At 45.6% G+C, this 10347-nt stretch carries 13 protein-coding genes; 5 read left to right on the top strand and 8 right to left on the bottom strand.

The features are described 5' to 3' along the window. Positions 1 to 237: 237 nt before the first annotated feature. Positions 238 to 783, top strand: a complete 546-nt coding sequence (locus tag AB4209_RS15890; protein ID WP_065205719.1) for a gamma carbonic anhydrase family protein — start codon at positions 238 to 240, stop codon at positions 781 to 783. On the opposite strand, the gene AB4209_RS15885 is transcribed toward AB4209_RS15890, so the two are convergent. The 4 genes from AB4209_RS15885 to AB4209_RS15870 form a co-directional block, all read right to left on the bottom strand. Further along, positions 780 to 1049, bottom strand: coding sequence for a DUF1488 domain-containing protein (locus AB4209_RS15885; RefSeq protein ID WP_372056450.1), 270 nt, complete (start codon positions 1047 to 1049; stop codon positions 780 to 782). The two genes, AB4209_RS15890 and AB4209_RS15885, sit on opposite strands and share 4 nt — an antisense overlap. Positions 1050 to 1066: 17 nt before the next feature. Beyond that, positions 1067 to 1897 (bottom strand): shikimate dehydrogenase, encoded by an 831-nt coding sequence (gene aroE / locus AB4209_RS15880; protein ID WP_372056448.1) that lies wholly within the window; start codon positions 1895 to 1897, stop codon positions 1067 to 1069. Between the two features lie 74 nt (positions 1898 to 1971). Then, positions 1972 to 2889, bottom strand: a complete 918-nt coding sequence (gene hemF / locus AB4209_RS15875; RefSeq protein ID WP_372056446.1) for an oxygen-dependent coproporphyrinogen oxidase — start codon at positions 2887 to 2889, stop codon at positions 1972 to 1974. A gap of 19 nt (positions 2890 to 2908) precedes the next feature. After that, positions 2909 to 3466 carry an L-threonylcarbamoyladenylate synthase gene (locus tag AB4209_RS15870; RefSeq protein WP_372056444.1) on the bottom strand — a complete coding sequence of 186 codons (558 nt, stop codon included), beginning with the start codon at positions 3464 to 3466 and terminating at the stop codon, positions 2909 to 2911. 195 nt (positions 3467 to 3661) lie between these two features. Here AB4209_RS15870 and purE point away from each other — a divergent pair, with 195 nt between their 5' ends. Both purE and AB4209_RS15860 read left to right on the top strand, forming a co-directional pair. Further along, complete coding sequence (gene purE / locus AB4209_RS15865) at positions 3662 to 4147, top strand: 5-(carboxyamino)imidazole ribonucleotide mutase (protein WP_004735777.1); 486 nt, start codon at positions 3662 to 3664, stop codon at positions 4145 to 4147. A 5-nt stretch (positions 4148 to 4152) separates the two neighbouring features. Continuing rightward, complete coding sequence (locus AB4209_RS15860) at positions 4153 to 5283, top strand: 5-(carboxyamino)imidazole ribonucleotide synthase (RefSeq protein WP_372056442.1); 1131 nt, start codon at positions 4153 to 4155, stop codon at positions 5281 to 5283. An 86-nt stretch (positions 5284 to 5369) separates the two neighbouring features. Here the strand turns inward: AB4209_RS15860 and AB4209_RS15855 are convergent, their stop codons facing one another. Genes AB4209_RS15855 through AB4209_RS15840 form a run of 4 tightly spaced genes read right to left on the bottom strand, consistent with a single transcriptional unit; the run spans position 5370 to position 8632 of the window. Beyond that, complete coding sequence (locus tag AB4209_RS15855) at positions 5370 to 5939, bottom strand: type I DNA topoisomerase (protein ID WP_004735775.1); 570 nt, start codon at positions 5937 to 5939, stop codon at positions 5370 to 5372. 12 nt (positions 5940 to 5951) lie between these two features. Continuing rightward, the gene (locus tag AB4209_RS15850) at positions 5952 to 6428 is read right to left on the bottom strand and encodes a DUF494 family protein (RefSeq protein WP_372056440.1); all 477 of its coding nucleotides are present in this window, start codon (positions 6426 to 6428) and stop codon (positions 5952 to 5954) included. A gap of 3 nt (positions 6429 to 6431) precedes the next feature. Beyond that, positions 6432 to 7544: a DNA-processing protein DprA gene (gene dprA / locus AB4209_RS15845; protein ID WP_017071760.1), complete on the bottom strand. Its 1113-nt coding sequence runs from the start codon at positions 7542 to 7544 to the stop codon at positions 6432 to 6434. Further along, entirely contained in the window at positions 7541 to 8632 is a 1092-nt protein-coding gene (locus AB4209_RS15840; protein WP_372056438.1) for a LysM peptidoglycan-binding domain-containing protein, read from the bottom strand. Before AB4209_RS15840 ends, dprA begins: the two co-directional genes overlap by 4 nt. Before the next feature lie 140 nt (positions 8633 to 8772). On the opposite strand from AB4209_RS15840, the gene def reads away from it, so the two are divergent. Together def and fmt are read left to right on the top strand one after the other, a co-directional pair. Continuing rightward, complete coding sequence (gene def / locus AB4209_RS15835; protein WP_017058772.1) at positions 8773 to 9285, top strand: peptide deformylase; 513 nt, start codon at positions 8773 to 8775, stop codon at positions 9283 to 9285. A 37-nt stretch (positions 9286 to 9322) separates the two neighbouring features. Then, positions 9323 to 10270 (top strand): methionyl-tRNA formyltransferase, encoded by a 948-nt coding sequence (gene fmt / locus AB4209_RS15830; protein WP_017058773.1) that lies wholly within the window; start codon positions 9323 to 9325, stop codon positions 10268 to 10270. The last annotated feature ends 77 nt before the right edge of the window (positions 10271 to 10347 follow it).

The raw sequence follows: 10347 nt of genomic DNA, 5'->3' as shown, positions 1-10347 counted from the left end.
AAAACTTTTTTCAAGCGCTTAGCTTGGCTAATTTGACCTGCTGATTCGTTTTGGTTTCTTACGAAGCCTTCCCGTTTCAAAGAGGTCGCATTATAGAGATTTCGATCACACTGGCAAGCCCTTTTTGAAGTTTTTCTTACTTTTTTGATTGTTCGAGCGTTTTTTGTTCAAAACACTCCATTTTCACTAGTATTCCCCTTAATTAAAGGCTTAAGGTGCCTATATAAAGGAGGATTTATGAGTTCAATGCGCAGTTATAAAGGAATATCCCCTCAGATTGGACAAGGTGTCTATATAGATACAAGTTCGGTACTGGTTGGTGATATCAAAATCGGTGACGACTCTAGCGTGTGGCCTTTGGTTGCAGCTCGAGGAGATGTGAACCACATTCATATTGGAGATAGAACGAATATCCAAGACGGCAGCATTTTGCACGTCACCCATAAGAATGCTGACAACCCTGAAGGTTATCCTCTACTAATAGGTAATGATGTCACTATCGGACATAAAGTAATGCTGCATGGCTGCACGATTGAAGATCGTGTACTTGTTGGTATGGGAGCTATCGTGCTTGATGGCGTGATTATTAAAGAAGAAGTGATGATTGGTGCTGGTAGCTTAGTGCCACCGAACAAGGTACTTGAAAGCGGTTATCTCTATGTAGGAAGCCCAGTAAAACAAGCACGCCCATTAAACGATAAAGAGCGTGCCTTTTTACAGAAGTCAGCTGACAACTATGTTCAGAATAAAAACGACTATCTAGACTCTGTGCTTCCAGTCTAAAGCGCTTTGATCTGAATCCGATTAGAGGAGTCATACTCCTCTTCTTCTATTAACGCTTCAGCTAGCTCTTCAATATCGAAACGTAACTCTGAAAAGATAACTAAAGCTTGATCGCCTTCTTCTATATCTTTGCTTGCCAATCGAGACAACTCTTCAATAGAAATAACACACTCAATCAGTGCGCCCGACTGCTGTGCTGGGAAGGTGATTGATTGATTCTCTTCATCCCAATCTTGGATATCAGGAAATAGAATTGATTGATTCATTTTTTATAAATACCTTGTTACATCTCTAGGTTTTTGCGTAATTCTCTTAAAATCTGTTTTGTCCCTGGGCGAAGACCACGCCACAGCATAAAGCTCTCAGCAGCCTGCCCTACCAACATACCCAAACCATCATAAGCAGCGTGAACACCGTTATCTAATGCCCATTGATTAAATACTGTGGTTCCAGATCCGTAAACCATGTCATAAACAGCACTATTCGAACTGAAGATAATCTCAGAAACTTCAGGAAGCTGACCACTTAGACCAGACGAGGTCGAGTTAATGATGACATCAAACCCTTCATTAACATCGCTTAACCCCATTCCTTTGATGTTGCCATGTGAAGAAAACATCTCAGCCAGAAGTTGAGCCTTTGAACTGGTTCGATTAGCGACTACTAACTGTTGTGGCTTTTGGTCGAGAAGAGGTTGAATCACTCCTCGAGCGGCGCCACCAGCGCCAAGAAGAAGAACGCGAGCCCCTTCTAGCATAACTTGATGTTGAAGAAGGTCTTGAACTAAACCCTCACCATCGGTGTTATCACCAATGATTTCTCCATCATCGAGCTTCTTAAGTGTGTTTACGGCACCGGCTAGTTCAGCCCTCTCAGTAAGGCGATTGGCAAACTGATACGCATCTTCTTTAAAAGGTGCTGTGACATTACATCCTCTACCACCTTCGCTGAAAAAGGCTTTCGCAGCAGTGATAAATTCACCATGCTCTGGCTGTAATGCTGTATAGGTAAGTTGTTGGCTGGTTTGGCGAGCAAATAATGTGTGAATGAATGGCGATTTGCTTTGCCCAATAGGGTTACCGAAAACGGCATAATGATCTACTTGCTGTGTCATATCCTTACCTAACAGAAATAAAAAAGGTCATCTATATAGATGACCCTATCACTATCCCTATAAGGAAGGAAGAACTACCAAACTCGAGGCTTTAGGTAGTCGCTATAAAGCAGAGCTTCTGGTGAACCCGCTTGAGGTTCGTAGCGATATTCCCAACGAGCCAATGGCGGCATCGACATTAATATTGATTCTGTGCGACCTCCACTTTGTAGACCAAATAGGGTGCCACGGTCATAGACTAAGTTAAATTCAACATAGCGACCACGACGATAAAGCTGGAAGTCACGCTCACGTTCACCATAAGGTGTCTCTTTGCGTCGTTCTACAATGGGTAAATATGCGGCTGCAAAACCTTCACCAACCGCCTGCATATAAGCGAAGCTCTTGTCAAAGCCCCAGTCGTTTAAGTCATCAAAGAACAGACCACCAACACCACGTGTTTCATCACGGTGAGGTAGATAGAAGTACTTATCACACCACTCCTTATGTTCTTGGTAAACGTCATCACCAAATGGTGCACACAGGTCTTTAGCAGTTTGATGCCAAGATTGGCAATCTTCATCGACAGGATAGAATGGCGTTAAATCAAAACCACCACCGAACCACCAGATAGGATCTTCCCCTTCCTTTTCGGCAATAAAGAATCGTACGTTCGCGTGTGAGGTTGGGATGTATGGGTTTTTAGGGTGGATAACTAATGAAACCCCCATCGCTTCAAACTTACGTCCAGCTAATTCAGGGCGATGAGCGGTTGCTGAGGCAGGCATTGCCTTACCCGCTACGTGAGAGAAGTTAACCCCACCTTGTTCAAATACCGCACCGTTGGTCATCACACGAGTTCGACCACCGCCACCAAGGCGCTCGCCAGGTTCACGCTCCCATGCATCCTCTTCAAACAGTGCAGTGCCATCAGCTTGATCAAGCTGCTGGCAAATCGAATCTTGTAGGCTCAGTAAAAACTGTTTTACTGCTTCTTTATCAATTGCTGACATCTTTCTTCCTTTGCAGGGTTTAACCCTGTCTTAATATTTTCGACGTTTTTGCATCTCTAATTTCGCTTGGCTTCTCACGACCACCCGTTTGACCTTCGAGAATAGCCACCAAATATTGACCCAGTTGCTGTTGAACTTCTTCAGTCGTCATACAAGGCGGTTCACCAGTCAGGTTAGCACTGGTCGAGGTTAACGGCTTACCGAATTCATTACACATTCTTTGAACTAAAGGGTGATCCGTCACTCGCACCGCGATGGATTCAAATTGGCCACTGACCCACTCAGTTACTTTACTGCTGGTTGGCATTATCCAAGTCACTGGTCCCGGCCATGTTGCTTTTACGGTCGCTAACTGCGCTTCCGTCAACTGGCTTTCATCAATATAGGGCAGCAACTGCTCGTAACTCGCTGCAATTAGGATCAACCCTTTCTCCATCGGCCGCTGTTTTAAATCGAGCAATTTCTTAATGGCTTGTGGATTATCGGGATCACAACCGACCCCAAAAACGCCTTCAGTCGGGTAAGCAATGACTTCACCTTGTTGTAATGCCTGCAAAGTATGTTGAAAGTTATCCAAGGGTTGCCTCATTAATTCTGTTATCGAACTCGCTAAGTGTACAAATTATCATTCACTGTGACTAAAGCTATTTGTTTATAAAATGTATCAATTAACAACTTAGACTGACGCAAACGTTTTCCTTAAGCAATTTTACCCGTATAATGCGCGCAAAATATCTAATCACTAATTAAATCGTACCTGAAGGAGTTTGAGATGACTGTCGGTATTATCATGGGTTCTAAATCTGATTGGCCAACAATGAAGCTAGCTGCAGAAATGTTGGATCAGTTTGGCGTGGCGTACGAAACAAAAGTGGTTTCTGCTCACCGCACACCTCAGTTGCTTGCAGATTACGCAACCAGTGCGAAAGAGCGCGGTATTAAAGTGATCATTGCTGGTGCTGGCGGTGCAGCGCATCTTCCGGGCATGGCTGCAGCTTTCACAAGCGTACCTGTTTTAGGTGTTCCTGTTCAGTCTAAAGCACTCAAGGGCATGGATTCTCTGCTTTCTATCGTACAGATGCCAAAAGGCATTGCGGTAGGTACTTTGGCTATCGGTGAAGCTGGCGCTGCCAATGCTGGTATCCTAGCAGCCCAAATCATTGGTACTCACAATGAAGAAGTGATGGCAAAAGTAGAAGCGTTCCGCTCTGAGCAAACAGAAACGGTTCTGGCTAATCCAAACCCTGCAGAGGACTAATTCCCATGCATGTTCTTGTGTTAGGCGCGGGCCAACTTGCTCGCATGATGTCCCTAGCTGGGGCGCCGCTGAATATTGAAATTTCTGCTTTTGATGTTGGCAGCAAAAATATTGTTCACCCATTAACGCAAGCGATTCTAGGCAGCGGCTTAGACAATGCGATTGAGCGTGCGGACGTCATTACTGCTGAATTCGAGCATATCCCTCATGATGTACTTGAGGTGTGTGAGCGCAGCGGTAAGTTCTTACCGACAACAGAAGCAATCAAAGCTGGCGGTGACCGTCGCCTTGAAAAAGCCCTGTTAGACGAAGCAAGCGTGAAAAATGCTAAGTACTACGTGATTAACTCTCGCGAAGACTTTGACGCTGCGATCGCTCACGTTGGCTTACCAATGGTATTGAAGAGCACACTTGGTGGCTACGATGGCAAAGGTCAATGGCGCTTAAAGACATTAGATAATGTTGATGCGACTTGGGCAGAAATGGCTGAGTGCATTACCGCGACCGACAACCAAGCTATTGTGGCTGAAGAATTCGTTCCGTTTGACCGCGAAGTATCACTTGTCGGTGCTCGTGGCGCCAATGGCGAGATCCAAGTGTACCCACTGGCTGAAAATGTTCACACCGACGGCGTGTTGAGCTTATCGACAGCGATTGATGACATTGAACTGCAAGAGCAAGCGAAAACCATGTTCACTGCCATTGCTGAACGCTTAGATTACGTTGGCGTACTCGCGCTAGAGTTCTTTGATGTTCAAGGTTCACTGCTGGTGAATGAGATTGCACCACGCGTTCATAACTCTGGCCACTGGACACAACAAGGCGCTGAAACTTGTCAGTTTGAGAACCATCTACGTGCCGTATGTGGGATGCCATTAGGCAGCACTAAGCTGACTCGTCCAACCGCAATGATCAACATCCTTGGTGAAGATACCCTACCTGAAGCAATTCTTGCTCAAGGTGGTTGTCATGTTCATTGGTATGGTAAAGAGAAGCGTGTAGGTCGTAAGATGGGCCACATTAACGTGAGCGCTGACTACAACGCAGAGCTGCAAAGAGCGCTATGCTCACTGGCAGACATTCTCGATAAGCAAGCCTACCCTGCTGTGCATGAATTTGCTGAGCAGATGAAGTAAATCTACATTGCTTGATGAATATAGAACGTTTATTGGATATAGAAACGGCGCTCATTGAGCGCCGTTTTTTTGTCTATAACATCAGGTTATTGAGATTGAATGTGGTGACACTTGCGATCAGCACATTGTTTCTTGGTTCCACTGGCCGTTTTCTTCTCAAGTAACAACGGGAACTGGCACTCTTCACAACGACCTATAACAGGTGGCTGATTAACGGCGAACTTACACTTAGGATAGTTATCGCACGCATAAAAGGTTTTGCCATAGCGAGATTTACGCTCAACCAAATGGCCTCTGCCACACTCAGGACAAGCAACAAGTGGCTGCTCTTCAGGTTGTTCTTTTGGTTGGTCCAAAGATTCGATGTGATTACACGTTGGGTAGCTGCTACAACCAATGAACATCCCAAAGCGACCTTGCCTTAATACCAATTCGTTTTGGCATTTAGGACACGGCACACCCAGCTCTTTCACTACGTGGCCATCGTTCTGATGCAGAGGTTTGATGTAATCACAGCTAGGATACTGCTTACAGCCTAAAAATGGGCCATGCTTACCATGACGAAGCTGAAGCTCTCCACCACACTGTGGACATGGTTCATGCTCTAATGCATGTTCATGTGCCGAAAAAAGCTGATTATCAATCTTACTACTCATGACAAGCCTGTATTAATGCAAGATACCTTGCTCTTTGGTGTACAACAGCTCTTCCATTTGCGTGTAAGCACTTTCATTACCCGGCACATTAAATAGCACCATTAAGATAATCCATTTCAGATCATCCAATTCAAATTCGCTCGTCTCAAGCCCCATCACACGATCAATCACCATTTCACGAATCTCTGTCGTGAGTACGTTGATCTGTTCAAGGAACAATAAGAAACCTCGACACTCCATATTAATGCGTGAAATCTCTTTACTTGTGTAAACACGCATCGAGGTATTAGAGCACATAGTAATCGCCGCTTGGTTATCGGTATCTTGCAGTGCAGCAAGGTCTTCTAACCAATGGAGAGCCTTATAAATATCATCTTGGTGAAACCCCGCTCGAAGAAGTTCATCTTCAAGTTCGTCTTGATCCACCTGCAATTCAGAATCGCTATGGATGTAGGTTTCAAACAAGTACATCAGTATGTCCATCATCATAGCTTAGCCTCTCCCCTTTCGAATATAGCCACCGGAAACTGCAACAACATGCCCTGAGAGCTCAAGCTCTAAAAGCTGCATCATGACTTCATGCACAGGTATATGGGTTCTCTGTGCCAAAATATCAACGGGTGTCGCCTCTAATCCTACGTTAGCTAACAGCTGTGGAAATGGCAATTGTTCATTTTCACCCTCATTCGGCGTAGGTTCGAATAAGCTCGGCTGCTGATCTATAGACCAGTTTAACAGACTCTTTATTTCAATCAGAACATCTTGAGCATTTTGCACTAAACATGCTCCAGCTTTGATGAGACTGTTACCTCCGCGACTGGTTGGGCTATGAATAGAACCGGGCAGCGCAAACACTTCTCGACCTTGCTCCATGGCATAGCGAGCGGTAATTAAAGAGCCACTCTTCTCAGCCGCTTCCACCACCAAGGTTCCTAACGACAAGCCACTTATAATACGGTTACGACGGGGGAAATGTTCAGGTCTTGGTTTAGCACTCGGTCGAAACTCTGAAATCAGCGCTCCGTTCTCACAGATCCTCTCAGCTAGATTTCGGTGGCGGGCAGGATAAATGGAGTCCAAGCCAGACCCCAACACTGCAAAAGTTTCCCCTCTTTTATCTAGAGCACCATCATGAGCATAGCCATCGATACCTAAAGCTAAGCCACTGGTGACAATTAAACCGTTTTGGACAAACTCTTTGGCGAAGGACTTGGCGGTCTGCAGTCCTTCAATACTGGCATTGCGGCTGCCGACCATCGCGATTTGAGGCTCGATCAGTTTTTCAACGTGACCTTTAACGAAAAGAACACTGGGCGCAGAGGCAATCTCATTAAGCAGTTTGGGATAATGTGGGCAATTAGGGGTAATGATGTGATGGTTAGGCTGTTTTGCTTGCCATGATAAGCAAGCCTCCACTTCTCTTGGGGCTTGCTCTCTTAGATAAGAAATTTGTTTGCCTGATAAACCCATCACTTGCAGCTGCTGGCTTGAGTAGCCAACAATGTTCGAAGGGGAATCGATACTCAGCAGGCGAGAAAGGCGTTTGCCACCCAATTGAGGAACAAAACTTAGAGTTAGCCAAGCACTCAGTTGTTGCTCATTCACTCGGTGCCCTTAACCTCTTCTGTCAAAGCAAGATCCAAAGGCGATACTGCCAGAATGTCATTACTTACAGGCTTAGAGCTCTGAGTGATCAAGGCCAAGCTAAAATACTCATAAGGACGAATGACCATCAAACTACCGAGTGACGTACTTGGCAATTGCACCTTATCGCTCGCCGCTGACTCTTTATAGCTATATTCACCCTGCTTCCCAAACACCACCGCGCCGCTTTCACTAAGCGTAAACATAGAGCCTTGGCGAAGATTGTCTTGTGAGCCTTTGTTAATAACCACGACCTGATTCTTTGCACTGTATTGGCTGCCATCTAACGAACCCAAGATATTAGCAAATTGCCCCGCAGCACTAGGCGCTGGATAAAATGTGGTTGAGAGCTTCACCTGATCAACGCCAAGCTCTGGTAACACGAGGTCATTAAGTAACACCTCTTGCAGTTGAGTCTCTATCTGTAAACTACTGAACTCAGCATCCACCTCTTTCAGGCGCGCCGTGGCGACCAAACGCAAAGAGGTCATACTTGCTTGGGGTTGCTGCCGTTGGTAGGTTTCAACTGCGCGGTAGATACCCCACTTTTGATGTTGTTGGTTACCTGAGATAAACAACCGGTCTGCACCCGATAAGAAACGTTTACCATCACTGGTTCCTAATACTCGTTGTGCCGATTCGATATCTTGCTGCTCTACCAAGCGATCAGACTGTAAATAAGGTAGAACCAGTCCCTCGTTGACGGTAGGTACTGCTTTCTTCTCAAAGACACGAATCTTAGGGCTAAGCTTGATAACAGGCTTGAGGCTCAATACAGGCTCGCCATTAATCCAAACCAAAGACAGTTTATCTCCGGGATAAATGAGATGAGGGTTTTCTATCTCTGGATTGACCTGCCATAACCTTGGCCACAACCATGGACTATCGAGATACATCGCAGATATATCCCATAAGGTATCACCCTTTACCACCACATACGCCTCAGGTGCGCCCTGCTTAATGGTTAAAGGTTGAGCGCTATTTTCAGCCGTAGCGGCGAACGAAAGCGAGGCACAAACAAGAGAAAAAATGGGAGAAAAATGACGCATGACCTAGGTTCCTTGGTCTGAATATATGACATCTGATTTGAGAATTACCTTCAGGATGCTGTCATTTGACCTCTAAAATGTCTAGAATTGAGCCAACAAGGTTTAAGCTGTTTCGGCACAGTTCAATATTTCGAGTGTATATGTCTGTATTACAAGTATTAACATTACCAGATGATCGTCTACGTACCGTGGCGAAACCGGTAAAAGAAGTTACCCCAGAGATTCAAAAGTTCGTTGATGACATGATTGAAACCATGTACGACGAAGAAGGTATCGGCCTTGCGGCAACGCAAGTAGATTTCCATCAACGCATCGTTGTTATCGATATTTCAGAAACACGTGATGAGCCAATGGTGCTTATCAACCCTGAAATTACTGAGAAGCGCGGCGAAGATGGAATCGAAGAAGGCTGCCTATCTGTACCAGGCGCTCGAGCTCTAGTACCTCGCGCTGCAGAAGTAACGGTTAAAGCACTAGACCGTGACGGCAACGAATTCACATTCGACGCTGACGACCTTCTGGCTATCTGTGTTCAGCACGAACTTGACCACCTAGAAGGCAAGTTGTTTGTTGATTACCTATCGCCACTAAAGCGTAAACGTATCCAAGATAAGCTAGCGAAGATTAAACGTTTCAACGAGAAACAAGGTTAATAACCGCTGCTATTACTAAATTAGAAGGAAGCCTACCTTGAGTCAGTCTTTAAGAATTGTCTTTGCAGGTACTCCGGATTTCGCCGCCCGTCACTTGGCGGCGTTGTTGTCTTCGGAGCATGAAGTTGTTGCTGTTTACACACAGCCAGATCGCCCAGCAGGCCGCGGTAAAAAACTCACTGCGAGCCCAGTAAAAAACATCGCACTTGAAAACAATATTCCGGTTTACCAACCAGAAAACTTCAAGTCAGATGAGGCTAAGCAAGAGCTAGCTGAATTGAACGCTGACATCATGGTTGTTGTCGCTTACGGCTTATTGCTTCCGCAAGTTGTATTAGATACACCTCGCTTAGGTTGTATCAACGTACATGGCTCTATCCTACCGCGCTGGCGTGGTGCTGCTCCGATTCAACGCTCTATTTGGGCAGGTGATAAAGAGACAGGCGTGACGATCATGCAGATGGATATCGGCCTAGATACTGGCGACATGCTAAGTATCGCGACGCTGCCTATCGAAGCGACAGATACCAGCGCATCAATGTACGAGAAGTTAGCGGGCCTTGGCCCTGACGCGCTTGTTGAATGTCTAGCGGACATCGCTTCTGGCAAAGCGGTTGCAGAGAAGCAAGACGATGAGCTTGCTAACTACGCGAAGAAGCTAAGTAAAGAAGAAGCGCGTATCAACTGGAGTGATGAAGCAGCTCATATTGAGCGCTGCGTTCGTGCCTTCAACCCATGGCCAATGAGCCACTTTGAAGCCGCTGAGAACAGCATTAAAGTATGGCAAAGCCGTGTGGCAGAGCAAACTTCTGATAAGCCTGCAGGTACCATTCTGCAAGCGGATAAAACTGGTATCTATGTAGCGACAGGACAAGGCGTACTTGTTCTTGAACAGCTGCAAGTTCCAGGTAAAAAAGCCATGTCAGTTCAGGATATCTTGAACTCACGTGCAAGCTGGTTTGAAGTTGGTACACAGCTTTCTTAATCCGCTTTTAAAGCTGCTAATTACGCAGCTAAGAAAACCTTTACGAGGGCAGAGATGCCCTCATGTATTCAAATAAA

It is taken from the genome of Vibrio sp. 10N.286.48.C11, from assembly GCF_041469805.1.
Classification (GTDB): domain Bacteria; phylum Pseudomonadota; class Gammaproteobacteria; order Enterobacterales; family Vibrionaceae; genus Vibrio; species Vibrio crassostreae_C.
This window is presented reverse-complemented; position numbering and strand designations above follow the sequence as displayed.